We start from the raw sequence: 26,213 nt of genomic DNA, 5'->3' as shown, positions 1-26,213 counted from the left end.
GCAGCGAAAATCCTGGGTCACAGCCGTCGCGTAGACTCATCCGGTGATACTCGAGGGCTTAATTCCTGCACTTTCGCGCGCCCGAACGGTGCACAACGCCCTCGGATACGCCTCCGGAAGCGCGGATTTCTCCCTCGTCGAAGGGCTGCGCGCGCCCCTCATCACGGGCCTCCTGGAGGCGCGGAAGGGTCCGCAGGCGCTCCTGGCGATCGTCGCAACCGGTCGCGACTCGGAGTCCCTGCGTGAGGCCCTCGCGAGCGTCGCGCCGAACGCCGAGATCATCGAGTTCCCGGCCTGGGAGACCCTGCCGCACGAGCGGCTGAGCCCGAGCGCCGAGACCGTGGGCAAGCGCATCAGTGCGCTGCGAAGGCTGCAGCGCTGGGAGCAGAACTCTCCTGCCGAGCGGGCGAAGCATCCGGTCATCATCGTCGCCTCCGTGCGGGCCGCGCTGCAGCCGCTCGCCGACAACCTCACAAGTGTTCCGCCGGTCGGCCTCCTCGCAGGCGGTCGCGGCTACAACCTCGGCACGCTGTCGGCGCAGCTCGTCGACCTCGCCTACACCCGCGTCGACATGGTCACGAGGCGCGGCGAGTTCGCGGTGCGCGGCGGGATTCTCGACGTGTTCTCGGCGACGGCCGAGCATCCGTGGCGAGTGGATTTCTTCGGTGACGAGGTGGAGCAGATCCGCCAGTTCTCCGTGGCGGATCAGCGCTCGCTTCCCGAGCCGATCACCGAGATCGAGCTGCTGCCGAGCCGCGAGCTGCTTCTCAGCGACGAGGTGCGCCAACACGCTCGCGAGATGCAGCACGAGTTCCCGAGCCTCGCCCAGATGCTCGCGAAGATCTCCGAGGGCATCCCGGTGGACGGCATGGAGTCGCTCGCTCCCGCGCTCGTCGACCGGCTCGTGCCGATCACCCACTACCTGCCCGCGGATGCGGCGATCGCCGTGCTCGCACCGGAGCGCGTCGCGAGCCGCGCCGTGAGCCTCGTCGAGACCAACCGCGAGTTCCTCGCCGCCGCCTGGAATGCCGCCACGGTCGGAGCCGAGGCGCCGATCGACCTGGACTCCGGCGACTTCCTCACCCTCGATCGTCTGCGGCTCGCGGCGGGGGACCGCGCGTGGTGGACCTTCAGCAGCTTCGACAGCGGCGCCGATTCGCTCGCAGACCCCGGTGCGGTGGCCGAGATCGGCGAGACCAGCGAGCTCCGCGACGGCGAGCATTACATCCGCATCGACGCCACGACCGTGCCGAGCTTCCAGGGGCAGGCGAACGGCGCGATCGACTACGTCGGCGAGCTGCTCAAGGATGCCTGGACCGTCGTGATCGTGGCGCAGGGCACCGGCCTCGTGGGGCGCGCGGCCGAGGCCCTCGGCGAGCACGGATACGCGGCCCGCGTGGTCGAGGAGCTGCCGATGGATGCCGAAGCAGGCGTCGCGTACCTGCTCAAGGCATCCGTAGAACACGGCTTCGAGCTGCCGGAGGTCAAGCTCGCCGTGCTGAGCGAGAGCGAGTTCTACGGTCGCGCAGTCGGGTACGACGCGAGGCAGGTCAAGAAGCTCGCCGTGCGTCGCAAGAACGTGGTCGACCCGTTGCAGCTGAAGACCGGCGACTACGTCGTGCACCAGACCCACGGCATCGGCAGGTTCGTCGAGCTCGTGAAGCGGCAGGTGTCGAGCGGTGGGCGCAATCCGGTGAAGACGGAACGCGAGTTCCTGCTGATCGAGTACGCGCCATCGAAGCGCGGCTACCCGGGCGACAAGCTCTACGTGCCGACCGACCAGCTCGACCTGCTCACCCGCTACGTCGGCGGCGAGGCGCCCGCGCTCAGCAAGATGGGCGGCAGCGACTGGTCCGCGGCGAAGGGCCGTGCACGCAAGGCCGTTCGCGACATCGCTGTCGAACTGGTGAAGCTGTATTCGGCGCGCATGGCGTCAAAAGGTCACGCCTTCCCGCCAGATACCCCGTGGCAGCAGGAGCTCGAAGACGCGTTCCCCTTTGCCGAGACTCCAGACCAGCTCACCACGATCGACGAGGTGAAGGCCGACATGGAGCGGGCCATCCCGATGGATCGGCTCATCTCGGGCGACGTCGGCTATGGCAAGACCGAGATCGCGGTGCGTGCAGCATTCAAGGCGGTGCAGGACGGCAAGCAGGTGGTCATGCTCGTACCGACCACGCTGCTCGTCAAGCAGCACATGGAGACCTTCCAGGAGCGGTTCGCGGGTTTCCCGGTGCACCTGCGCGCGCTCAGCCGCTTCCAGACCGACAAGGAGTCGAAGGAGACGATCGAGGGGCTCGCGGATGGCTCGGTCGACGTGGTCATCGGGACGCACCGCCTGCTCACGGGCAACATCGTCATCAAGGATCTGGGCCTCGTCATCATCGATGAGGAGCAGCGTTTTGGGGTGGAGCACAAGGACGCGCTGAAGAAGCTGAAGACGAACGTGGACATCCTGGCGATGTCGGCCACGCCCATCCCGCGCACGCTGGAGATGGCGGTGACGGGCATTCGCGAGATGTCGACGCTCGCGACGCCACCGGAGGACCGGCATCCGATTCTCACCTTTGTCGGTCCGTATCACGACCGCCAGGTGGCGGCTGCGATTCGCCGTGAGTTGTTGCGCGAGGGCCAGGTGTTCTTCGTGCACAACCGGGTGTCGTCGATCAATCGGGTCGCAGCGCAGCTGGCGGAGCTCGTGCCGGAGGCTCGCATCGCGGTGGCGCACGGCAAGCTGCCCGAGCACGTGCTCGAGCAGGTGATGGTGGACTTCTGGGAGCGCAAGTTCGACGTGCTCGTCTCCACCACGATCATTGAGACCGGCCTGGACATCGCCAACGCGAATACGCTCATCATCGATCGGGCGGACAAGTACGGGCTGTCGCAGCTGCACCAGCTGCGCGGCCGGGTGGGTCGTGGACGTGAGCGTGCGTATGCGTACTTCCTCTATGACGCGGAGAAGCCACTCGGCGAGATCGCGCACGATCGGCTCGCGACGATCGCGGCGAACAACGAGCTGGGCGCCGGTATGCAGGTGGCGCTCAAGGACCTCGAGATCCGTGGTGCGGGAAACCTGCTGGGCGGTGAGCAGTCCGGGCACATCGCGGGCGTCGGGTTCGACCTTTACCTGCGGATGATCGGCGAGGCCGTCTCGACGTTCCGTGGCGAGGTGGCCGAGGGGCAGACCGAGCTGCGGCTCGAGCTTCCGGTGGACGCGCACATCCCCGAGGACTACGTGGAGAGCGAGCGGCTGAGGCTCGAGGCCTACCAGAAGCTGTCGACCGCGTCGTCGCCGGCGGCATCCGCCGACCAGATCGACCAGGTGCTCGAGGAGCTCACCGACCGCTACGGCGAGCCGCCGGCGCAGGTGCTGAGCCTGATCGAGGTCTCGAAGCTGCGGCGGATGGCGCAGAAGGTCGGTCTGTCGGAGGTCGTCTCTGCGGGCCCCAACCTTCGTGTCGCCACTGCCGAACTCGCCGACTCGGTGCAGGTGCGCCTGCAGCGCATGTACCCGGGTGCGCGCTACTTCGCCCAGACTAAGGCTGTCGCGGTGCCGATGCCGCGCGTGAACGGCGAGGCGTTGGGCGACGCGGAGCTCATCGCCTGGGTAAGTGGCCTGCTCGTCGCGATCTTCGGTGCCGCGGTTGTTGCACCCGCTTCGCTGGTCGAGTGACCGCGGAGCGTCCGTATCGAAACCAATCAGCCGCGACTACTCACCCAACCGTCGGTATTCGGAGCTTCTGCGCAGCCCGTCCGAGCTGCTGGTCGAAGGTGGCGAGTGGGACGTTTTCCAGCTGGGCGACGGCGAGTACGCAACAGTCCGGCATGCGGAGCCCGGTGGTTACGCGTAGCTCAGCGAGGATCAGCGGTTCGCTGGCGCCGGGTTCATGCGCAACAATACCGAGTGACCTGAGGTCATTGAGCAGTTGGCTGCCACGTCCGGTGCATACGGCTCCGACGAGCACTTCGGCAAGGGTGAGCTGATGCATCTGGAACCCGTGGGAGGCGTGCTCTTCGAGCAACTCGGCGGCATGCTGGTGATGGCGGTCACTCGGGTTGACGAAAGCGATGATGATGTTCGCGTCGAGAACAATCACGCAGGCCAGTCCTCGCGCAGAGTTGCGAGGTAGCCGGGGTCGTAGGCGTCGGGGAAGCTTCCCCGCAGGCGCCCCAGCGTTGCTAGCCGGAGGTCGAGCGCGGCATCCTTCGCCAGTGCTTCACCCCCTGCCGCGATGGCGCGGACGATGAGGCGGGATCGCGGCTCGTTCGGCCACCGCTTTGCCGCCTCGTCTAGGGCGCGAGCGACGTCCTCAGTCTCCGTGACCTGGTATCGGCGGCGGGATGTCGGCATGAAGGCATGGTACCACTGCTTATCTTGGTGGTACACCGTTGAAGTCGGCATCACGACTCGCCCGCCGTCGCAGCGCGGTGGCGCTCCCGGTTGCGCTGAAGCATCTCCTCGTGCTGAGTGCAGGCCAGGCAGGAGCATGAGCACTCATGCGGGCCGGGAATGGTGGCCGTGCGCGGCAGGTGCTCATACCCGATGTAGTCGCGAAAGCTGTAGCGCGGCCCATCACTGTAGAGGCTCTTCCCGTTGGAGAAGTAGATGCTCAGGAGCTCGTGCTGAATCAGTTCCGGTGCCAGTCGGAGGGTTTCGGCGAAATGCTCGAACGGCTCGCTGTAGTCATGAGAAAGCTGGGTATCGAGGTGAGCGACCGCGTAATAGGCGACGGGGCAGAGTGCGCGCTTGTTCAGAGCGGTGACAATGTTCGGGATGCGGTTCTCGATCGCCTCGGATGCGTCGCCGCCGACCTTCGTCGTATGCAGGTTGCGCAGGCTCTCATCCATGGCGAGGACCCAGGTTCCTCGTTTCGCCTTGGACCCGTGCTTGGCGAACAGCATGGGCGCGAAGAGTTCGAACAGGTCGTAGCCGGCTTCGATGATCATGGGGCGAGGCTACGGGTTTGTGGGTCAGGGGTCAGCGGGATTGCTGTAATCGGGGGAGAACCCACAAGTTGCCGCGCCTGTGAAGGAGCAAAGTGGCCCGCCTCGTGCGCGAACTGGATTTATCGCACGAAGAGATCGCCGGACTCAGCACGGAGCAAGCGATCGAGATGCTGGAATAACCTCTCGCGCGGGCCGGATCCGCGGGTCGAGTGGTCGCGCAGCGACTGTATCGGAACCTCTCGGGCCAGCCAGAAGATTGCTAAAACAGCAAACTGATTTGCTGAATCGTTATCAAGCGACAACACTATCCCCATGACCGATTTCGACTCCATAGTTGTCGGCGGCGGGGCCGCCGGGCTCACCGCCGCCATGGTTCTGGTTCGTGCGCGCCGCACCGTGCTGCTCATCGATTCCGGTGCGCAGAACAACCTGCGCACCACGCATGCCGGTGGGGTGTTTCTGCACGACGGCGAGGCGCCATCCGCTCTCTATGCTCGTGCGCTCGAGCAGCTGCGGAAGTACCCGACGTTCACGCTTTTGCGGGGCACGGTCGAGCGTATCGAGCCGGTGGATGGTGGTTTCCGAGTGGATTCCGGACAGGCCGCGCGCACGATCGTGTTGGCGCAGGGCGTGCAGTTCATCCCGTCGGAGATTCCCGGGCTGGACGCACTCTGGGGCACCAAGGTCGTGAACTGCCCGTTCTGTGACGGCTACGAGTCGCGTGCCATGCGTGTGCTCGGTGTGGGTGACGAGGGCTGGCTGGGCCACATGGGCGGGATGCTGCCGAACTGGATCGACGATCTCAACTGGTCGAACAGCGCCGAGATCGACGGGGTCAAGGATGTCGCCGACGGCGTGCGGGTGAGCTATAAGGATGGCCGTGAGGAGGTCTTCGAGCGGATCTTCGCCCAACAGACCTGGACGCAGCGCGCCGCGATCGCCGACTCTCTCGGGTGCGAGCGGACCCCGGAGGGCGCTCTCGTCGTCGACGGCTTCGGCCAGACGACGGTGCCGGGTGTCTTCGCTGCGGGCGACCAGACGGGCGGTGCCATGCAGGTCAACCTCGCGGTCGGCTCCGGCCACCTCGCCGGTATCGGTGCGATCGGTGCCCTGATCGCGGGGTGAGCCGCCGGGCGGTTCTCCACAGGTCGCACTTGTCCACAATTTCTCCGCCATGAGCCCACGGCCGCTCCGGATGGCCAACACTGGCCTGCATGACCGTCATCGTGAAGGCCTCCGGCCCTGCAGACATCCTCGCCATGGTTCCTTCGTTGGTCCACATGGTCCCGCGCAACAGCGTGGTGTTTCTTGCCTTTCGGGGCAAGCGCACCTGCGGGGCGATTCGCTTCGATCTGCCGACCGCCGCGTCGAAGGTCATACAGAAGCGCATGATCACGAGCATGATCGGCACGCTCTGCAAGCTTCCCGGGGTGGATGCGGTGGTTCCCGTCATCTATACCGATGATGTTTTCGCGGGCTCCACCGTCATCCCGCACGCGGAGTTCGCCGACCTTGTGGCGCGGCGTCTTGAGCTTTCCGGCTTCACACTGCGAGAGTCGCTCTGCCAGGCATCCGATGGCTGGGCGTCGTATTTCGACTCCAGCATTCCCGCGGGCGGTCGCCCTCTCGACGAGATCAGCGGCTCGAGCGCGACGGAGATGATCCCGCCCGACCTGCGCGAGCTGCCGGACAGCAACGACATGCCGCGCCGGGTCGCCGATGCTGCGCCTCGGGAGATGGTCAGGATGCGTAAGCGGCTCGACGCCTATCGCCGCCTCATCGAGAGCGTTGACGGAGACTCGGACGACGACTTCCCCGCAGTTCTCAGGCCGTTGGGCGATCTTCCGCTCCTCGCCGAGGAGGCCCTGACCTGGGATGCTGCAGCCATCGACGAACACGGAGCGTTGCTGGCGTTCGCGCTTCAGGGTCCTCCCGTTCGGGATCTGATGATGCTGCAGTGGGCCGCGGGCATTGAGGTGGGAGATCAGATCTGGAACGCGGGAGCGACATCGGCAGAAGCTCTCGTGGCCTCGTCCGAGCATCCGGGGAATGTCGACGTGGGAGACCTCATGATGGGGAGTGCCCCACGGCCCGACCCGGATCGCATCGAGAAGGGAATCGCCCTGCTGCTCGTGCTCGTTCCACAGCTGGCCGACGAGAAGCGTCCGCCGCTGCTCTGCATGCTCGCCTGGTTGAACTGGGCTCTGGGTGCGGGAAGCCGAGCGGGCCGTTACCTGGACGAGGTCATCGCGATTGCTCCCGACTATTCGATGGCGGCGGTGCTTTCCACCCTGTTCGGGATCGGATTGCCGGAGTGGGCCTTCGAAGACCGCAAGCGCGTATGAGTGCAGACGTCTGGGTACTCTTCACGACCTCGAGATCCTGAAGCGCCTCGGGCCGGATCCCGACGTGGACTCGCTTGCCGCATACTCCGCGCGGCAACCGATCGATCTCGACTGATGCGTCCTGTTCACTTGGCTACGCTGGACAATGTCCGTCCCGTTATCGTGCTCATGGGAGAGGGCATGCGGCCTTATCTTTCCAGGGTGACGGTCGCGACAATCACGACTACGGTGCGGGGCCTCCAAGTCGGGCTGGCGGTCGGGCAGGCAAACGGTCTCGACCATGACTCTGTGATCTCGTGCGACAACATCACGACCATTCCGGTGGCCAATCTGGGCAAGCAGATCGGCTTCCTCCCGGATGCGCAAGAGACGCTGCTCACCGAGGCAGTCGCTGCGGCCTTCGACCTGGAAAGTTGACGTGGGTTCCACCGGTCGACCCCATCCCGCCGACCCAGACCTCGCGCGAGTGCACGCCTACGCAGTCGCGGTGGGATGGAAGTAGTTGTAAACCCCAGGGTCAATCGGCTGATCGAAACAAAGATGCATTTGTACGACCGAATCACCATTGCGCATTGTCGTGTCCTCCGCGTTCTCTGCTCGGGAACGACCTAAGTAGTAGAAGTCCTTGCCGTCGGCATCGTCCTTTTTCGCAAAGACGTGCAACTCCACTGCGTTGTCGACTATGGCCCGAACCTCTGCGCTTGCCATGGTTCGTCGGCTGCGCGTGTACCAGAGCAAAGTCGACGAGTCGACGAGTGCGTCTTCGTAAGCGGTGCTCGCTGAGACTTCATCTGACTTGTGAAGTGTCACGAAGATCGGGCAGGTTTGAGTCTCTTTGTCGACGCGGTAGCCGTAGATGGTCGAGGACATATTGCTTCGCCAGCCGAGAAGCCGACTCGCGTCTTTTCGCGAATACTGGCGGGCTCGAGTGAATGGCTCTTTCAGGTCATACCGATCAACGACCAGACGAATGGTTGTGCGGAGCAGATCATCCACTTCGGCCCGGAAAGCAGCAGAGGCCCCGTACGACCCTAGGAATGATGGCGAGGCTCGCACGACTCCGTCGTCCGCCTGCTCGGCAAGTTGAGCGTTCACATAAGCGGACTGTTCGGGCTGCGTATTGAAATCCAACGTCAAGGAACGGACAGCGCTGTCGACTTCGTGGCCGCCGTAGGGAAGGCCCGCGTCACGAAGTAATGATGTGATGCGGTCGAGTGACAGGGCGTCACCGCCCAGCAGGGCTTTCAACAGCACGGCCTCGTGTAGCCGTCGAGCTATGAGGACTTCGTTCGAGATGACTGTGAGCATGTTTAGCTCGCTCGTACTCAAGTCATGTTCTGTCTTAAACAACTTGCTGATAAGAGCAGGATAGTTGCGCAGCCTCGTCGCGAGGACTGTAGGGTCCGCTGATTCGAAATGCAGGAAGTCTTCGAGACGTGGTGTTCTTCCAACCCGATTACCGACCGTCTCGATGGCCGCCTTGAGGTTGGGAAAGGCGTCGAGTTTTGTGGTCGCGAGTGATCGCAGCACTCGCTCTTGCGCGATCCGATCGAACTGAATGCTAGACAATCCAGCGACAGCTCCGCGCTCCTCCGCAGCGACAAGGGAGCGTCGAATCGACTCTTTGTTAAGCGAGTCATCGCCGAAGAGAGCGATCGGGATGAGGTAGTTGTTCGCATAGTTGCCGATGAAGTCGATCACGACAACGTATTCTTTGCCGGGCGAATGCCGGAGTCCGCGACCGAGCTGCTGCACGAAGATAATGCTCGACTGGGTTTGACGAAGCATGATCACTTGATTGATCGACGGGATGTCCACGCCCTCGTTGAAGATGTCGACGGTTAGGATGTAGTCGAGTTCGCCGGCTTCGAGTTCCTGGACACGTCGTTCACGTGTGGCGACGTCGTCGTCGCCGGTCAGCGCGGCAGTCCGCAGCACCCGACCTCGGAACGTATGCAGGTTGAGCTCCCGCGAAAGTGCCTGTGCCTCTTCCTTGCGACTGCAGAAGATGAGCCCACGAGGTGCGACTCCGGCCTGCCCATAGCGTTCAATGGCTTGGAGCACGTAATCGACGCGTTCAGGTTCGACCAGGCGAGAGAGTGCTGTGAAGTCTGACGTTGTGGTTCCGTCGTCAAAAGTAAAGTCAGCGATCCCGTAGTAGTGAAACGGCGCCAGCATCTCTTGCTCCAACGCCGGGCCGAGTCGGATCTCGTAGGGGACGTTGAAGTCAAAGAGCTCGAATATGTTCTTTCCATCGGTTCGCTCTGGGGTCGCGGTGAGGCCGAGCAGGAAACCTGGGTTGAGGTAATCGATAAGTCGTTGGTACGACGGTGCCGCTGCTCGGTGCACCTCGTCGATCAGGACGTAATCAAAACTGTCCGGGTCGATCTGCTTCAATAGTTCATGCTGGGAGAGCGTCTGAACCGTAGAGAAGACAAATCGCTGATCGAACTCTTTACTCGAACCGACGACTTTGACGTAGTCCGTCCTGCTGTTACCAAGCACGCGGCGGAATTCCTTGATTGCGCGATCAAGGATTTGCTCGCGGTGAGCAATGAATAAGACCCTTTGTGGGCCTGCTGCCCTGACATCGAGTGCTGCCAGCATCGTCTTGCCGGTGCCGGTGGCAGAGATCACGAGTCCTCGTCGCGCGCCAGATTCTCTGAGCGCGGCAATAGATTGCAGCGCGGCTACCTGCATCGCGTTGGGTTCGATTTCCGCGCCGAGGGCGTTTTCGGAATTTGGGCCGCTCGCTGCTGCCCGTGTTTGAGGTGCGCGGGGAGGTTGCCAATTGCCTGCATACTCCTCGACCCACTCCGGGGTTAGTGGGACGGAGTGGGTGACTCCGGCATCAAGGAGATTCGTGAACTGTTCGGCGAGGTCGCTTTCCCTTCTGGCGCTCACGCGAATGTTCCATTCGTGGTTCGACACCAGCGCGGGCTGCGTGAGGTTTGAACTGCCAAGGATTGCCGTAATTCCTTGTGGTCCGCGAAAGACATATCCCTTCGGGTGGAATGCACCATCCTCGTGTCTGCGAACTTCGATACCAAGGTCGCGTAGAGCAAGCAATTCAGCGAACGCACTTGGTGAGTTGAACCCCAAGTAGTCAGACGTGATGATCCGGCCGACTCCGACAAAGTCGACGAGTGCTTGTTTCAGCTGCGCGATACCCCCGGCGGAGACGAACGCGACAGAGAACGTGAATGAGGACGCGCGTCTGAGCTCCGACTTGAGCGTTTGGAGCATATTGGTCTCTGGGCTGTTCAGCACCAGCTTCGGTTGAAACTGCTGGGGAGCGCTGAGCCTTCGATCGAGATACCCAAAGCGGACGTCCTGCCCGAATGTTCCGTAGTCGCCGGGAGACACGGCACTCACGACGTTGTAAATCGCTTGACTATGGCCCGCACGGCAGGAACATCAGCGGGCGCCCAATCCAGTTCGGTCAGCCTCTCAGGCGGTAGCCATGTGATCGCTGCGTGTTCGGTAAGCGTGAGGTCTTCTGAGTGCAGCTCGCAAAAGAACGTGGTCAACGTGACCTCCCCAAAGGGATAGCCGTGCGTCGTTGTGGCCACATGTTCGCCAACCGTTATATCGGCGCGAAGCTCTTCTTCGATTTCGCGGACGAGCGCCTCGCGCGGTGACTCGCCGGCCTCGATCTTCCCGCCTGGAAATTCCCAGCTGCCCGCGAGAGCCGCATCCGGTCCTCGTTGTGCACACAGGATCAAGCCGTCTCTTACGATCACCGCTCCGACAACATTGATCTGTTTGACCACGATTTCCTCTTACGCGCGCTGCAAAAGTAGACGAGCAACTGACTGGTCGTCCACGCTGGCCTATTGTCTGACCTTACTAGGCGACCTCCAACCCGCAATCCGTCATGCGCACCAAGCACTACCCCTCCACAGGTAGCTGTTGTACGAGGTTATCTACAGGAAGTGCTGGTCACGAGCACTATTGGGCATCCGAGTGTCGGTGGTGGGTGACACTCTTTAACCATGGACAAAACGAGCAGCGAGAGTCGCGTGAACGCAGAAGCGTCCGCTGGTGCGACTGCCGCTCAGCACAGCGATGCACTCGATGCGCTGAGCGATTCCGCGCTGCTCGAGGCGCTCGCGCACGGCTTTGCGCAGAAGCGCGAGGCCGAGGCGCAGCTCGTACGGCTTGCGGCCGAAGTCGTGGAGCGGTCGCGGTCGTCGCTCGGGCTGAACGGGTTGTCCATCCGGGCGGGCAGCGGCAACCCCGCTGCGCTACTGGCTGACCTCGGGCACATCACGCTCGCCGAGGCGCATCTTATCTGCCGGGTCGCCGAATCTACGGCAGATCGCGTCAGCCTCGTTGGCGAGCGGATGCAGGCACGGTATCCGCTCGTCGCCGAGGCAGTGCTGGCCGCGCACATACCCATCGACTCCGCAAACCACATCGTCGCAGCCCTTGACCAGGCGGCACCCCGCGCCGAAGACGAGCACCTTGTCGCCGCGGAACGAGCACTGGTTGAGTTCGCATGTGACAACCCCGCCGACATCGTGCGCAAACTCGCTCTCCGCTGGCGCGACGCACTCGACGTCGACGGCATCGAACCCCGCGAAGATGACCTCGTGCAACGGCGAAGCCTGCGCCGCACCATCCTCGCCAACGGCATGAAGCGCTACCAGCTCGACCTCGACCCGCTCAACTCTGCCTACCTCGACGCCGCCATCGACGCCCACGTCGGAGCCGTCATCCGCGCGCCCCGATTCTGGGCAGGCGAGGGCCAGGCAAGCGGCAGCGGTGCAGGCGACGGATGCGGCACCACCCACGAGGAACTTCCCGACCCGCGAACCCTTACCCAGATAGCCGCGGATGCCATGGTTCAGCTCGCCAGGCACGGCATTGCCTGCACGAAAGCGCGCGACCGCACGGGTCGGAGCAACAGCGCTCGCAACAACAGCGCTCGCAACAACGCTGATGTCGAGGTTCCGCTGCCCGCCGCCACCATCGTCGTGCGGATGACCCTCGAATCCCTCCTCAGCGGCCTCGGCGAAGCCCAGATCGACGGTATCGAACAACCGATCTCCGCGAAAACCGCCAGGTGGCTCGCGGCCGATGCCCAGATCATTCCTGCCGTGCTCGGCGGCAACAGCGAAGTGCTCGACCTCGGCACGCCACGCCGCCTGTTCACCCGAGCGCAACGCATCGCACTCGCCGAACGCGACGACGGATGCGCGTGGGCCGGCTGCCGAAGACCGCCGAGCCACACAGAAGCCCACCACCTCCGATGGTGGTCACATGGCGGCGCTACCAATCTGAACAACGGGATCCTCCTGTGCTCAATGCATCACCATCGCGTGCATCGCGACGGCTGGGGCATCCGCATCAGAGACAACGTGCCCTGGTTCATCCCGCCCTCCACCGTCGACATCTGCCGCACACCACGACGCGGAGGTCGACTGCCCGTGCCAGAAATACGGCAACTGGCCGGATGACCGCGCACACACCCATTCCAGAACCAGGAGGAGAATAGACAAACTCTTTACCCAAAGGACACCGTGAGTTCCAGCACGCCCGAGACCGGCAGCACGCGCCGCAGCGCAGGCAACCGCGCGAGTAAGCGCGACCCCAGCAACGTCGGCTTCCGCTCCGAACGCGGCCCCATCCTCATCGCCCTCATGCTGAGCACGGGACTCGTCGCCATCGACTCCACCATCCTCGCCACAGCAGTGCCGTCGATCGTCAAAGACCTCGGAGGCTTCGCGCAGTTCCCCTGGCTGTTCTCCATCTACCTCCTCGGCCAGGCCGTGTCCGTTCCCGTCTACGCCAAACTCTCCGACGTCATCGGCCGCAAACCGATCCTCCTCTTCGGAATCGCCCTCTTCCTCCTCGGCTCCGTGCTCAGCGGCTTCGCCTGGAGCATGGGAGCCCTCATCGCCTTCCGCGCACTCCAGGGACTCGGCGCCGGCGCCGTGCAACCGATGGCAGCAACCATCGCCGGCGACATCTACACGGTCGCGGAACGCGCAAAAGTGCAGGGCTACCTCGCCAGCGTCTGGGCGATCTCCGCCGTCGTCGGCCCCACACTCGGGGGAGTCTTCTCCCAATTCCTCAGCTGGCGCTGGATCTTCTACGTCAACGTGCCGCTGTGCGTCCTCGCGGTGTGGATGCTGCTGCGAACCTTCCATGAGAAAGTCGAGCACCGCAGACACACCATCGACTACACCGGCGCGATCCTGCTCACCGTCTCGCTCAGCCTGCTCATCCTCGCGGTGCTCGAAGGAGGCCAAGGCTGGGCTTGGAACTCACCACAGAGCATCGGCGCCTTCATCATCGGCGGCATCCTCCTCATCGCATTCGTGCTCGCCGAACGCCGCGCGGTCGAACCCGTGCTGCCGCTGTGGGTGTTCTCCCGCCGCTTGCTGCTCACCACGACACTCATCTCCCTCGGCGTCGGCGCCATCCTCATCGGTCTCACCTCCTACGTGCCCACCTACCTGGAGGGTTCGCTCGGCGTCGTGCCGACGATCGCCGGCCTCACGCTCGCCGTCCTCACCATCGGCTGGCCGATCGCATCCTCCCTGTCCGGGAGGTTCTACCTGCGCATCGGCTTCCGCAACACGGCACTCATCGGCATGGTGTTCGTCATTCTCGGTGCCCTCGTGCTCGCGCTGTTCGCACTCACCCCCATGCTCGCCGTCGTCGCACTCGGCTGCCTCATCGTCGGACTCGGGCTTGGCCTGGTCGCAACCCCGAGCATCATCGTCGCCCAGTCCAGCGTCGAATGGCACGAACGCGGCGTCGTCACTGGCACCAACATGTTCGCCCGCTCCATCGGAAGCGCGATCGGCGTCGCCATCTTCGGCGCCGTCGCCAACTCGATCTTCGCCGCCCACGGCGGAGACGAAACGGATGTCGCCACCATCGTGAGTGCAGCATCCGCCGTCTTCATCGCGGTCCTGATCGCCGCAGCACTCACGGCAATCGCCGCCGTCGCCATGCCGCGACACAGCATCCACACCGAATCGAACGCCGCAACCAGCGCGTAGTTTCGCAGTACACGCCCGCGGCGTCCGTGGCAGCGACGGTGAGAGGATGAACCATGGCCGCGACCTACCCCAGACTCGAAGAACTCATCGCCGTGCTGCACCAGCTTCGAGCGCCGGGCGGATGCGCGTGGGACGCCGAGCAGACCCACGAATCGCTCGTGCAGTACCTCGTCGAGGAGAGCTACGAACTCATCGACGCGATCGAGACAGGCGGCCGCGACGAGCTCATCGAAGAGCTCGGCGACGTGCTGTACCAGGTCATCTTCCACTCAGACATCGCCTCGCACACCCCGGGCGAGAACTTCACGATCGAAGATGTCGCAGCCAACATGACCGCGAAGATGATCGGCAGGCATCCACACGTCTTCGGTGACGACGCGGCCAAGGCCGCGATGAACGTGACAACCGGGGACGACGTCGTCGCCGTGTGGGACGAACTCAAGAAGGCAGACAAGCCGGGCCGCACGAGCGTGCTTGACGGCATCCCGCAATCCATGCCGGCGCTCGCCCTGGCCGACAAGCTCCTCGGGCGGGCAGAGAAGGTCGGCATTGCAGGCGCCGGAGGGGCGGATGTCGCTGCCGCAATCCCGGTGGACACCGAGGCCGAGCTTGGCGCCACCCTGCTCTCGCTCGTCTCCACCGCGAAGGCGAACGGTCTCGACGCCGAACGCGCACTGCGTACGGCCCTGCGTGCGCTTCAGGACGAGATCCGACAGGCGGAATCCGCTTAAGAGCAGAGCCCTGGAATATGGCGGTGCCCCCTCTAACCCGAATAGAGGGGGCACCAGGTTCGGCATGACCGCTTCCCTGGAAATTTCACAGTGAACCGGCCGTACCGGACCGGGGGCAGTCGGTTTACCCGACCGACTGACCCGGTTGATCGTGCCGATACGCAATCGCGCCGCACGTGAGCAATGCACCCCAGTCTCAGCCCCGACGCTGCCCAAGGGTGTGCATACTCTCCAAGTATAACCATAACGACCGTTTGTGCAAACGTGCGTTATGTTTATGTTATGGCGCGCACAGCAGATCCCCAACGGCGGCAGGCCCTGCTTGACGAAATCGTCGAACACCTCCTCGATCAGCCCCTCGCCACCCTCTCCTTCCGCACGCTTGCGAGCGCGCTCGGCGTGAGCACCTACACCCTCGTGTACCAGTTCGGCAGCCGTGCAGAGCTGCTGCACGAGATCGTCCGCGCGGTCACCACCCGCCAGAACGTCGTGGTCGAGGCCGTTGCTGCAGAGACCGGGAACCTGGAGACCCACCTCGAGAACCTGCGCGCGTCGTGGGCCTGGTTCGTGCAGCCGCGCAACCGCCAGCTGCAGAGGCTCGAATTCGAGGCGTCCATGCTCGAGGCGCAGGATCCGGGCGATGACCCCATCACGCCGAAGGTGTTTCGACTGTGGCACAAGGTGGGCCACGACGCCCTTCTGGCCATGGGCGTCCCGGTGCATGACGCCGACCTCGAGTCCCGCATCATCACCAACACGATCTACGGACTGCAGCACGACCTCATCGTCAACGGAGACGAGGAGGCGGCGACGCGCGCGTTCGAGCGGGTGCTGCACTCCTATGCGGAGCGCATACGGCGCCTGATGCCGGAGGCGGCGCGCGAGGACGTCATCGCGTAGTCCGCACCCCAGGGAGGCATGGGAGTTCATGCCCGTGCTTCGGCAGTGCTCCTGAATCGCTCGATCAGCGTGCCCACGAAACGGGAGACCCAGCGCGCCAGATGGTGGGATGGCCGCTCGATGGCGCGATTGAACCCCCAGGCGACGAGCAATGCAAGAGGCACCGTCAGCAGCGCCACCAGCCACCAGTGGTCATCGCCCAGCAGGAAGCTCAGCGTCGCGATGATCGGCACGTGCACGAGGTAAAGGCTGAACGACACGCGCCCCAGCCACTGGCATCCGCGTGAATCCAGAGCGCCGTGAACGTGGCGCACCACGATGGCCGAGAGCACCAGACCCGCTGCACCGAGCAGGGCGAGCTGGGAGAGCACCACGTTCAGGATGCTCCCGGCGGGTGCGATGGGTAGCGCCATCCACCCACCCGTGATCGCGAGTACCGACACCGCGACGAGGCAGAGACCCCAGAGTCGCGCTCGTGGACGGGTGCGGCGCCGAACCGCCCACTCACGAATCGCGTCGATGCGAACGGCCATGAGCGTGCCGACGAAGAACGTCGGAAGGTAGCGAAGCGCATCAACGTTCAGGAGCGAGCCGACAATGCCCAGCGCGAAGGCGACTCCGATCGCCACCGCCCAGAAGCGGCGCACCACGAGGGCGAGCACAATGAAGAGCGGGAGTAGCACGGAGAAGATCAGTTCCCAGCGCAGCGACCACAGCACATTGTTGACGTCGTAGGAGGCACGGGTCAGGCTCGCCTGGCTGAGCAGGGCGCCGAGCCCGACGGATGTCGCGTTGGAGTTCTCGACCCAGGTTCCGCTCGTCACGGCAGAGTCGCTGCGGGGGAGCAGCCAGATGAGCAGCGTCCCGATGACGAGCGAGGCCCAGACTGGCAGGTACAGACGTACCATCCTGCTGCTCAGGAAGCCCGCCCAGGAGAAACTCTTCTTCGCCAGCGCGGGCAGGGCGACGACGAGCCCGCTCAGAACGAAGAACACGAGCACGGCCTCGGAGCCCGCGCTGAAGAGCTTGAGGGGCGTCTCGGCGATCCACCAGTACAGGCTTCCCGGTGCCGTTCCACCGGCGCTCTTGAGGAATGGCGTGGCGACGAGAAGCAGGTGGTGCAGCACGACGACGAGGGCGGCGACCCCGCGCAGTCCGTCGAGTGCGGTGAGGCGCGAGGATGCCGGAGCGGCCGACCGGTGTGCCGCTGGTCGTTCCGGACGAGTTCGTTCTGCGAGTGACGTCACCGTTTCGAGACTAGGAAGGGAGGCTGGGAGTTAGATCGGCACTTCCACAAAGCGCGGTGGCTGCCGCCCGCACTCGCCTGCACCTGGCGTCCCGCTTCGACGCGGCCACGATGGCGGCAGGCGACATGGAACAATCGGGGTATGGCCAGTTCGGTGAATCCTCCTCGCGGTATGCGCGACTTCCTTCCTGCGGAGAAGGCGCGACGCGAACGTGTCTTGTCCGTCATCCGCTCGGTCTATCGCGCCCACGGGTTCGACGAGATCGAGACGCCGGTCATGGAGGACTCATCTCGCCTGCACGCCGGTCTCGGCGGCGACAACGAGAAGCTCGCCTTCGGAGTGCTCAAGCGCGGACTCACTACGGAGCAGCTGCACGAAGCCAGCGACGCGCTCGATCTGGCCGATCTCGGCCTCCGCTTCGACCTCACCGTGCCGCTGACCCGCTTCTATGCAACGCACCACGCTGCGCTGCCCACCGTGTTCCGCTCGATCCAGATCGCACCGGTCTGGCGCGCCGAACGCCCGCAGAAGGGGCGCTACCGCCAGTTCGTGCAGTGCGACATCGACATCATCGGCGAGGCCGGCCCGATCGCGGAACTCGAACTTCTCACGGCGACGGCGGACACGCTGAAGGCCCTGGGTATAGAGGAGTGGTCGTTCCGCATCAACGATCGCCGCATCCTGCACGCACTGCTCGCGTATTGGAAGGTCGCGCCGGCCAATGCGGAGCGCGTGCTCATCGCCCTCGACAAGGAAGACAAGATCGGCGTTCAGGGCGTCGTCGACGAACTCGCCGAACTCGGCGTCGGCGACGCGTCGCTCATTGCCGAGGTGCTGCTGGGCGGTCAGCTGACCGGGCTCGGCGGCGACGGATGGGAACTGCTGGCCGGCACGGTGCCGTCTCAAATTGGGGCCCCCGCCTGGCTCGATCAGGGTGTGTATCGCGAACTGCTCGCGCTCCGAGCCGCGCTTCCGGGCATCCGCGTGGTGTTCTCACCAATTCTCGTGCGCGGAATGGGCTACTACACGGGCACGATCTTCGAGATCGCGCACCCTTCCTCCACGAGCTCGCTCGGCGGCGGCGGCCGCTACGACGGCATGGTCGGCCGCTTCCTCGGCACCGACGTTCCCGCCGCAGGGTTCTCGATCGGCTTCGAGCGCATCCTCGACCTCGTGCGGCTCACCGAGACCGAAGCGGCGGATGCGGTGGCCCTGGTCTACGACGATGGCGTCGCACTTGACACCCTGCTCGCGATCAAGGGCGAGCTTCTCGCCGAGGGCAGGCGCGTGCGACTGGAGCGGAAGCCTCGCAATCTGAAGCCGCTTCTGGGACAGCTCGCGGCATCCGGTTTCGCGCAGCTCGCAACCGTGACGGCGTCGACGGCGAGTGCCGGCGACCTGGAGTTCCGACCCCTCCAGCGCTCCTGACCATCCGCCCTTCAACGATGCCGGATTTCGTTATCGATGCGGTCGCCATAGCCGCCGCATCGATAACAACGTGGCGCATCATCGCGCCAGACCGGTCAAGGGACGGCAACCGGCGCCGAGTAGGATGACCAACGGCTTAGAACGACAGAGAACAGAACGACAGAAAAACATAAAGGAGATCACCCGTGGCTTTGATCGAGGCAGTAGGCGCTCGCGAAATTCTGGATTCCCGTGGCAATCCCACCGTCGAAGTCGAAGTGCTGCTGGATGACGGCGTCGTCGCGCGCGCGGATGTTCCGTCCGGCGCCTCCACCGGAGCGTTCGAGGCGTATGAGCTCCGCGATGGCGACAAGGCCCGCTACGGCGGCAAGGGCGTGCTGAAGGCTGTCTCCGCCGTTCTCGACGAGATCGGCCCGGCCATCGAGGGCTTCGAGGCGAGCGACCAGCGTCTCGTGGATGCCGCGCTCATCGAGCTGGACGGCACCGAGAACAAGAAGCGCCTGGGCGCCAACGCCATCCTCGGCGTCTCCCTCGCCGTGGCCAAGGCCGCAGCGGACTCCGCAGACCTTCCGTTGTTCCGCTACGTCGGCGGCCCGAACGCGCACACCCTGCCCGTTCCGCTGCTCAACATCATCAACGGCGGCTCGCACGCCGACAACGACATCGACGTGCAGGAGTTCATGATCGTGCCGCTCGGTGCAGACAGCTTCAGCGAGGCGCTGCGCTGGGGCGTCGAGACCTACCACTCCCTCAAGTCGCTCCTCAAGAGCAAGGGCCTCTCGACCGGGCTTGGCGACGAGGGCGGTTTCGCCCCCAACCTGTCCAGCAACCGCGAGGCGCTCGATCTCATCGCCGAGGCGATCGGCAAGGCCGGGTTCACGCTCGGCAGCGACATCGCGCTCGCGACCGACGTCGCCGCATCCGAGTTCTACAAGGACGGCTCGTACCACTTCGAGGGCAAAGAGCTCTCCGCGAGCGAGCTCACGGCGTACTTCGCCGACCTCGCGGCCAACTACCCGCTCGTCTCGATCGAGGATCCGCTGCAGGAGGACGACTGGGAGGGCTACCAGCACTTCACCTCGGAGCTCGGCGGCAAGCTGCAGATCGTCGGCGACGACCTGTTCGTCACCAACCCGGTTCGCCTCGCGAAGGGCCTCGAGCTCGGCGCGGCCAACTCGATCCTCGTGAAGGTCAATCAGATCGGTACTCTCACCGAGACCCTGGATGCCGTGGCTCTGGCCCAGCGCGCCGGCTACTCCGCGATCCTGTCGCACCGCTCCGGCGAGACCGAAGACACCACGATCGCCGACCTCGCGGTCGCGACCGACTCCGGCCAGATCAAGACCGGTGCTCCGGCCCGCAGCGAGCGCGTCGCCAAGTACAACCAGCTCCTGCGCATCGAGGAGGAGCTCGACACGGCCGCGGTCTACGCCGGCCGCAGCGCCTTTCCCCGCTTCAGGGGCTAACTCAGTCGACGTAGCTAACGTCGGATATTCGGGGACACGCCGCAAAATCCGGCCAAAAAACGCGGCGTGTCGCAATCCGTCCTGCGTTAGCGACACGGTCGACCAGCAGAGACGCGCGAGTGAGCGTCCGGAATTCTCCGGACGCTCGCTTAGGCTCGGAGCATGGCCAGGCAACAACATCAGCGCACGCAGAAGGTTGCCGTGCAGATGCCGGACCTCGCCGGTGCCTCCGGCAACTGGCTCCGCAGCATCCGCCTGTCCGGATTCACCATTGCCGCGCTCGTGCTCGTCGTGCTGTGCATCGTGGTGCTCGCCCCCTCGCTGCGCATTCTCGTGCAGCAGCAGCAGCAACTCGCGTCGCTGCGGCACAGCGTGGAGCAGCAGTCGCAGTCGGTGAAAGACATGAAGGGCGAACTGGCCAGGTGGAACGACCCGAGCTACGTCGAATCTCTCGCGCGCGAACGCCTCAACTATGTGTATCCGGGGGAGTACAGCTACCTCGTGATCGACGACGGCAAGACCGTGGCCACGGCAGAAGGCCAGCCGATCAGTAAGAAGCTGCAGACGACCAGGGTGGACTGGGTGCGCACGATGCTCTCCTCCGTGCTGACCGCGGGGCTCACGGATGCGCCCGCCGACAAACTCGTCGCACCCGTCATCAGCGGCATGGGCACAGGCCACAACGCGGGCGCGCAGTGACCACCCCGCCCTTCGACCCTCCGAGCGCCGCGGACATCGACACCGTCTCACACCAGCTCGGCAGGCCGGCCCGAAACGTGATCGGCATCGCTGCCCGCTGCGTGTGCGGCGCGCCGACCGTGGTCGCCACGAGCCCGAGGCTCGACGACGGAACGCCGTTCCCGACTCTCTACTACCTGTGCCATCCCGCGGCGACCTCGGCCATCTCCACCCTCGAGGCGACCGGAGTCATGCCGGAGCTCGCGGCCATGCTCGACGAGGACCCCGCGCTCGCCGCGGCCTACCTCGCCGCCCATGAGAGCTACCTCGCCGACCGCGACGGCATCGACAAGGTTCCCGAGATCGCAGGGATCTCCGCCGGGGGGATGCCCACCAGGGTCAAGTGCCTGCACGCGCTCGCGGGGCACGCGCTCGCCGCGGGCCCCGGCGTGAACCCGATCGGCGATCTCGCCCTCGAGCGGGCCGCGTGGTCTCCGCTCGTGTGCGAGTGTGAGGACTACACGGCGGCAGGGGCACCACCCGGGGCAGCGGGGTGAAGCGGATGCGCAGGGTCGTCGCCTCGGTGCTCACGGCCGTGCTCACGGCATCCCTGGTTCTCGTGGCGCAGCCGGCCTCGGCAGACACCGTGCGGGGTCGCGAGTACTGGCTCTCCAGCTATGGCATCAGCCAGGCCTGGAAGACCACCAAGGGCGCTGGCGTCACCGTGGCGATCATCGATACGGGGGTCGACGGATCGCACCCCGACCTCACCGGCACCGTCGTGGGCGGCACGGATGTCTCGGGCGTCGGAGCGGCGAACGGCCAGACTCCCGTGGGCAGCGAGTCCGAGCACGCCACCATGGTCGCCTCGCTCCTCGCCGGCCACGGCCACGGCCCGGGCGACGGCATCATCGGTGTCGCTCCGGAGGCGAGACTGCTGTCGATCTCGGTGGGCTTCGGCGTCGGCACCGTGGACTCGGATGACCAGATCGCCTCCGCGGTGCGCTGGGCCGTCGACCACGGCGCGAGCGTGATCAACATGTCGCTCACCCGCAACACGCTGGACTGGCCGACGAGTTGGGACTCCGCGTTCCTCTACGCGATGGAGCACGACGTGGTGATCGTCGCGGCCGCGGGCAACCGGGGGAGCGGAACCACCGAGGTGGGCGCTCCGGCCACGATGCCGGGGGTGCTCGTGGTGGGCGGAGTGGACCGCAATGGCAAGGCGAGCTTCGACGCGTCGTCCCAGGGCATCACGATCGCGGTGTCTGCGCCGAGCGAGGACCTGGTCGGTGCGGCTCCGGGTGGCGGCTACTACACCTGGTCCGGGACGAGCGGGGCGACCCCGATCGTGGCCGGAATCGTCGCGCTCGTGCGTGCCGCGCATCCGAAGCTCGATGCGGGGAACGTGATCAACCGGCTCACCGCCACCGCGAAGGGTGTCGGCACCGTGCCGAACCCCACCTACGGTTACGGACTCGTGAATGCGGCTGCGGCGGTGACCGCGAATGTCCCGCTCGTCAAGGCGAACCCGGCGGACCAGCTGAAGGAGTGGATCCGCCTGTATCGGCGTGCCGCGGCCACTCCGGGGCCGAGCGAGGCCAGTGCCACTGCGCCGGTTCCGCAGCCGACGCAGGCGGCTGCACCGATGAATCCGCTCGGCACGGTGCTGCCCTCGATCGAGTCCCTGAGGAACGTCGGTCTGCCGATTCTGATCTACCTGCTCGTCGCCACCCTGCTCGTTTTCGTTACGCGTAGAGCAATTCTCAACTTCAGGGGAGCGCGGCGCGAGTAGTAGATTGTACGTCGTGCCCAAAATCCTTATCGTTGGCGGCGGCTACGCCGGATTCTATACAGCTCTCAAACTCGAAAAGCAGCTGAGGCCGGGTGAAGCAGAAGTCACAATCGTCGACCCGCTTCCCTACATGACCTACCAGCCCTTCCTCCCGGAGGTCGCGGCGGGGTCCATCGAACCGCGTCACGCGGTCGTCTCGCAGCGTCGTCACCTCGACAAGACCACCGTCATCACGGCATCCGTGACCGGCATCGACCACGCGTCGAAGACCGCGACCATCACCCCCGCAATCGGCGAGCCCTGGACTCTGGATTACGACATCGTCGTGGTCACCGCCGGCTCTGTCTCGCGCACCTTCCCGATCCCCGGCGTGGCCGATGAAGCAATCGGTATGAAGAGCATCGAAGAGGCCGTCGCCGTTCGCGACCGCCTCCTCACCAACTTCGATCGCGCGGCCCTCCTGCCCGCGGGCCCCGAGCGCGACCGCCTCCTCACGGTGACCGTCGTCGGTGGTGGCTTCGCGGGCATCGAGATCTTCGGCGAGCTGCGCAGTTTCGCGAGCTCGCTCCTGCAGTATTACCCCTCGCTCACCTTCGACGACACGCACTTCCACCTCATCGAGGCCATGGGGCGCATCATGCCGGAGGTCTCGCTCAAGACGAGCCACTGGGTGCTCAAGAACCTCGCCCAGCGCGGCGCAGAGGTGCACCTGGACACGCAGCTCACCTCTGCGGTGGATGGCACAATCGAGCTGTCCACCGGCGAGTCGTTCGAGTCGGACATCATCGTCTGGACCGCGGGCGTCATGGCCAACCCGGTCCTGCGGGGCACCGACCTGCCGGTCGAGGAGCGCGGACGCCTTCGCGTTCAGGCCGACCTGCGCGTGATCAACGACGACGGGGTCGTCGCGGATGCCTGGGGCGCCGGCGATGTCAGTGCCGTCCCAGACCTCACGGGTGGTGGTGTCGGCGGCTTCTGTGTTCCGAACGCCCAGCACGCCGTCCGCCAGGGCAAGCTGCTCGCGAAGAACATCACCGCGCAGCTGCGTGGCGAGCTTCCGCGCGAGTACTTCCACAAGAACCAGGGTGCTGTCGCCGGCATCGGGCTCGGAACCGGTGTGTTCCAGTCCGGCAAGATCGCCATCACGGGCTTCCTCGCCTGGACGATGCACCGCGGCTACCACGGCCTCGCGATCCCGATGTGGGAGCGCAAGACCCGCGTGTTCGCGGGCTGGATCCTGAACTTCCTGCTGCGTCGCGACATCGTCTCGCTCGAGGCACGCGAAGACCCGCAGGCCTATTTCCAGAAGTTCGCCTCGCGGCCGAAGGCTTAAGCATCCGCTCCTGCCCATAAACTTTGGGAGCGAGTGCAGTGCGCCCGCCCCCGTAGCCCAATTGGCAGAGGCAGACGACTTAAAATCGTCCGAGTGTGGGTTCAAGTCCCACCGGGGGCACGCTCATCGACTACGCCTCGGCGGGCTCCACGTAGCGCACCCAGGCCCACACTGCGACGCACAGAGCGGTGAACCCACCCGCGACCATCGCGAAGGCGCCGAGCGTGGGGAGGTTCGTGAGGTTTCCGTCGAGCGCGATCACCCAGGCGAGTACCGCGACGACGAGCAGGATGCCCGCCCACGCGAGCGCCGACCACTCGAAGATCACGCGGCCGGGCAGGCGTCCGAGCGGGATCAGGAGCACCAGCGCGGAGCCGAGCCCGGCGAGGCACACCGTGGCCAGGATCTCGAGGGTGAGATTGCCCCAGAAGCCCTCGAGCGGCCTCAACCACTGGTAGACGAACCAGGCGGTCGTGGCGAGAACGGTGATCGAGCCCACCTCGACGAGGTTCGCGATGCCGCGCGGACGCGCCGCGGACACGCCCGCGAAGCCCACTCCGATCAGCACGCCGGCCACGAGGGGCGGATTGACGCCGCTCAACCGGGAGAACATCGCGAGGAGCGTTGCGGCCAGCAGCAGCGACGGCAGGAACCTGAGCCGCCCGGTCACCCCCTGGAGCCGTCCGGACAGGCGCGTACTCACGGCCACGCCGACCACGTTGAGCAGCGCGAGCCCGATGCCGACGGCGGCGAGCAGCCGCACGAAGCGCACCTCACCGTTGACCCCGGAGGCGAGCACCACGAAGCCCGCGGCGGCGGCAAGCGGCACGGCACCCAGGAGCCACGGATTCGGCGGAGCGAGCTCCTCATCCGGCCCGGGCTGCTGGTTCCTGCCGGTGAGTTTCGTCATCGGCAGGCGCACTCGACCGCGCAGGCTCGAGGCGAGTAGCCGAAGCGGGAGCGCCACCAACAGGAGCAGGCTCAGCGCGAAGGGGAGGGCCAGCCACCATCCGCCGCCCGCGAGGGTATCGGCAAGGGTGGGCAGTCTGGTGCCGAAACTCGTGGGGGTTCCCCAGTTGGTGAGTGCCTCGTGCAACGTCGGCGGCGGTGCGCCCGATCCGGGAACGTAGGGAACCGGCGGGGCGGATGATCCGGGTGCCGGGGTCGGGGTCGGCGAGGGGCTCTCGGGCGATGGGCTGTTCGGCGTCGTGTTCTTCGGGGGCACGACGGGCGGTGCTGCCGCCTTCGGCCCGAAGTACACCTTCACGGGTGGACTGGGGTCGCTGAAGTTGCCCGCGAGGTCACTCTGGATGGCCTGCACGGCGTGCGTGCCATTCGAGATCCCGGAGGCGGAGCAGCTCCAGTGCCCCGAACCGTCGACGCTCGCGCCGCACACCGGGCTCGCATCGACGTAGACGTTGAGAAAGCCGAGCGTCTCACCGGTGCCCGAGAAGGTCACCGGCTGCCTGGTCACGCGTGAGTCGGCCTTCGGGGAGGTGACGACGGGCTGGGCGGGCCTGTCCTTGTCCACGGTCACGTGCTGCGGCGCGGACTCCTCGGAGTGTTGCGTGCTTCCCGAGGTCCACGACTGGTGTGCCGTGACCGTATAGGTTCCGGATGGCGCCTTGATGCTGCAGGACCAGTAGCCGTTCACGACTCCGGACGTGCAGCCCGCGGCCGAGGGATTCGACACCGTGACCGTCACGAAGTTGCCGGTGATGGCGCCGCCGGACACTATCCCGGGCGTGACGAAGGACCCAGCGCCGTCGAGGCTCGGGGCGCCGAGCACGCTGAGGGTGATGCTCGTCGACGTCGTGCTGGAATCCGCCGCGAGAGTCTGGGTGGCGACGAGGGAGACTTTCTTTCCGTTCGGCACAGCGGTGGCGGTGCAGCTCCAGCCGAGTTCGTCGGCCGTCGGATTCGTCGCGGCACACACGGTGGTTGTCTTGCCCGCCGCATCCGTCGCGGTGACCACGACCGTGCCGTCGGCATCCTTGGTCCCGCTCACCGCGAAGGAGTTCCTGCCTTCGAACGCGCCGTCGGCGGGCGTCGTGATGAGTGTCGTTGCGGTGGCGGCCGGGGTGGGAGGCGCAAGCGTAGCCGGGTCTGCGACCGCCTCGCCGATGCCGACTCCCCACAGCGAGAGAACCACCGCGCTGACCACCGCGATCGAGCCCAGGATGCCCCGGATCGTGCGTCGTCGAAGTCCGCTCGCTCCGCAATCGCGAAACGAACGCCTGGACGCGTTCGGAGGGGAGGGCTGCACCGTACTTCCATTTAGCTAGGCATTTGCGCTGCTGTCAAACCGATCGTTACACCCCCTCCAT

General features: G+C 65.3%; 21 protein-coding genes and 1 tRNA gene. 15 read left to right on the top strand and 7 right to left on the bottom strand.

Features of this window, described 5'->3' with window-relative positions; translation table 11 throughout:
- Window positions 1–43: 43 nt before the first annotated feature.
- Window positions 44–3,673, top strand: coding sequence for a transcription-repair coupling factor (gene mfd, locus ABUA28_RS00775; protein ID WP_349901854.1), 3,630 nt, complete (start codon window positions 44–46; stop codon window positions 3,671–3,673).
- A gap of 40 nt (window positions 3,674–3,713) precedes the next feature.
- On the opposite strand, the gene ABUA28_RS00770 is transcribed toward mfd, so the two are convergent.
- The 3 genes from ABUA28_RS00770 to ABUA28_RS00760 are packed head-to-tail and all read right to left on the bottom strand — an operon-like array spanning window position 3,714 to window position 4,947.
- The gene (locus ABUA28_RS00770; protein ID WP_349901852.1) at window positions 3,714–4,097 is read right to left on the bottom strand and encodes a type II toxin-antitoxin system VapC family toxin; all 384 of its coding nucleotides are present in this window, start codon (window positions 4,095–4,097) and stop codon (window positions 3,714–3,716) included.
- Window positions 4,094–4,351, bottom strand: coding sequence for a hypothetical protein (locus tag ABUA28_RS00765; RefSeq protein ID WP_349901851.1), 258 nt, complete (start codon window positions 4,349–4,351; stop codon window positions 4,094–4,096). Before ABUA28_RS00765 ends, ABUA28_RS00770 begins: the two co-directional genes overlap by 4 nt.
- Window positions 4,352–4,401: 50 nt before the next feature.
- Window positions 4,402–4,947: a hypothetical protein gene (locus ABUA28_RS00760; protein ID WP_349901849.1), complete on the bottom strand. Its 546-nt coding sequence runs from the start codon at window positions 4,945–4,947 to the stop codon at window positions 4,402–4,404.
- Between the two features lie 312 nt (window positions 4,948–5,259).
- Here ABUA28_RS00760 and ABUA28_RS00755 point away from each other — a divergent pair, with 312 nt between their 5' ends.
- From ABUA28_RS00755 to ABUA28_RS00745, 3 genes are all read left to right on the top strand, one after another.
- Window positions 5,260–6,072, top strand: a complete 813-nt coding sequence (locus ABUA28_RS00755) for an NAD(P)/FAD-dependent oxidoreductase (RefSeq protein ID WP_349901847.1) — start codon at window positions 5,260–5,262, stop codon at window positions 6,070–6,072.
- Between the two features lie 89 nt (window positions 6,073–6,161).
- Window positions 6,162–7,292: a DUF4192 domain-containing protein gene (locus ABUA28_RS00750; protein WP_349901846.1), complete on the top strand. Its 1,131-nt coding sequence runs from the start codon at window positions 6,162–6,164 to the stop codon at window positions 7,290–7,292.
- A gap of 114 nt (window positions 7,293–7,406) precedes the next feature.
- Window positions 7,407–7,709, top strand: a complete 303-nt coding sequence (locus tag ABUA28_RS00745) for a type II toxin-antitoxin system PemK/MazF family toxin (RefSeq protein ID WP_349901844.1) — start codon at window positions 7,407–7,409, stop codon at window positions 7,707–7,709.
- A gap of 57 nt (window positions 7,710–7,766) precedes the next feature.
- Here ABUA28_RS00745 and ABUA28_RS00740 read toward each other — a convergent pair whose 3' ends face one another.
- Entirely contained in the window at window positions 7,767–10,667 is a 2,901-nt protein-coding gene (locus ABUA28_RS00740; RefSeq protein ID WP_349901843.1) for a DEAD/DEAH box helicase, read from the bottom strand.
- Entirely contained in the window at window positions 10,664–11,065 is a 402-nt protein-coding gene (locus ABUA28_RS00735) for a (deoxy)nucleoside triphosphate pyrophosphohydrolase (protein WP_349901841.1), read from the bottom strand. The genes ABUA28_RS00740 and ABUA28_RS00735 overlap by 4 nt, the downstream gene beginning before the upstream one ends.
- A 222-nt stretch (window positions 11,066–11,287) precedes the next feature.
- On the opposite strand from ABUA28_RS00735, the gene ABUA28_RS00730 reads away from it, so the two are divergent.
- The 4 genes from ABUA28_RS00730 to ABUA28_RS00715 all read left to right on the top strand — a co-directional run bounded on the left by ABUA28_RS00730 (window position 11,288) and on the right by ABUA28_RS00715 (window position 15,939).
- Window positions 11,288–12,754: an HNH endonuclease signature motif containing protein gene (locus tag ABUA28_RS00730; RefSeq protein ID WP_349901840.1), complete on the top strand. Its 1,467-nt coding sequence runs from the start codon at window positions 11,288–11,290 to the stop codon at window positions 12,752–12,754.
- Window positions 12,755–12,937: 183 nt separating this feature from the next.
- The gene (locus ABUA28_RS00725; protein ID WP_349902681.1) at window positions 12,938–14,308 is read left to right on the top strand and encodes an MFS transporter; all 1,371 of its coding nucleotides are present in this window, start codon (window positions 12,938–12,940) and stop codon (window positions 14,306–14,308) included.
- Window positions 14,309–14,361: 53 nt separating this feature from the next.
- Window positions 14,362–15,039, top strand: a complete 678-nt coding sequence (locus ABUA28_RS00720) for a MazG family protein (protein WP_349901838.1) — start codon at window positions 14,362–14,364, stop codon at window positions 15,037–15,039.
- 282 nt (window positions 15,040–15,321) lie between these two features.
- Entirely contained in the window at window positions 15,322–15,939 is a 618-nt protein-coding gene (locus ABUA28_RS00715; protein ID WP_349901836.1) for a TetR/AcrR family transcriptional regulator, read from the top strand.
- A gap of 26 nt (window positions 15,940–15,965) precedes the next feature.
- Here the strand turns inward: ABUA28_RS00715 and ABUA28_RS00710 are convergent, their stop codons facing one another.
- On the bottom strand, window positions 15,966–17,186 hold the full coding sequence (locus ABUA28_RS00710) for an acyltransferase family protein (RefSeq protein ID WP_349901834.1): 1,221 nt from the start codon (window positions 17,184–17,186) through the stop codon (window positions 15,966–15,968).
- Window positions 17,187–17,327: 141 nt separating this feature from the next.
- On the opposite strand from ABUA28_RS00710, the gene hisS reads away from it, so the two are divergent.
- From hisS to ABUA28_RS00675, 7 genes are all read left to right on the top strand, one after another.
- Window positions 17,328–18,614 carry a histidine--tRNA ligase gene (gene hisS, locus ABUA28_RS00705; RefSeq protein WP_349901832.1) on the top strand — a complete coding sequence of 429 codons (1,287 nt, stop codon included), beginning with the start codon at window positions 17,328–17,330 and terminating at the stop codon, window positions 18,612–18,614.
- Between the two features lie 185 nt (window positions 18,615–18,799).
- The gene (gene eno, locus ABUA28_RS00700) at window positions 18,800–20,080 is read left to right on the top strand and encodes a phosphopyruvate hydratase (RefSeq protein WP_349901830.1); all 1,281 of its coding nucleotides are present in this window, start codon (window positions 18,800–18,802) and stop codon (window positions 20,078–20,080) included.
- A gap of 162 nt (window positions 20,081–20,242) precedes the next feature.
- A complete protein-coding gene (locus tag ABUA28_RS00695) occupies window positions 20,243–20,779 on the top strand; it encodes an FtsB family cell division protein (RefSeq protein WP_349901829.1) in 537 nt (178 codons plus the stop codon).
- Window positions 20,776–21,315, top strand: coding sequence for a DUF501 domain-containing protein (locus ABUA28_RS00690; RefSeq protein ID WP_349901827.1), 540 nt, complete (start codon window positions 20,776–20,778; stop codon window positions 21,313–21,315). The genes ABUA28_RS00695 and ABUA28_RS00690 overlap by 4 nt, the downstream gene beginning before the upstream one ends.
- A gap of 5 nt (window positions 21,316–21,320) precedes the next feature.
- A complete protein-coding gene (locus tag ABUA28_RS00685) occupies window positions 21,321–22,553 on the top strand; it encodes a S8 family peptidase (RefSeq protein WP_349901826.1) in 1,233 nt (410 codons plus the stop codon).
- A gap of 13 nt (window positions 22,554–22,566) precedes the next feature.
- The gene (locus tag ABUA28_RS00680; protein ID WP_349901824.1) at window positions 22,567–23,886 is read left to right on the top strand and encodes an NAD(P)/FAD-dependent oxidoreductase; all 1,320 of its coding nucleotides are present in this window, start codon (window positions 22,567–22,569) and stop codon (window positions 23,884–23,886) included.
- Between the two features lie 46 nt (window positions 23,887–23,932).
- Window positions 23,933–24,006, top strand: a tRNA-Leu gene (locus ABUA28_RS00675).
- 10 nt (window positions 24,007–24,016) lie between these two features.
- Here the strand turns inward: ABUA28_RS00675 and ABUA28_RS00670 are convergent.
- Window positions 24,017–26,152: a hypothetical protein gene (locus tag ABUA28_RS00670; protein ID WP_349901822.1), complete on the bottom strand. Its 2,136-nt coding sequence runs from the start codon at window positions 26,150–26,152 to the stop codon at window positions 24,017–24,019.
- Between the last annotated feature and the right edge of the window lie 61 nt (window positions 26,153–26,213).

Origin of the sequence: Parafrigoribacterium humi, assembly GCF_040227205.1 — a bacterium.
In the GTDB taxonomy this organism is placed as follows: domain Bacteria; phylum Actinomycetota; class Actinomycetes; order Actinomycetales; family Microbacteriaceae; genus Parafrigoribacterium_A; species Parafrigoribacterium_A humi.
This window is presented reverse-complemented; position numbering and strand designations above follow the sequence as displayed.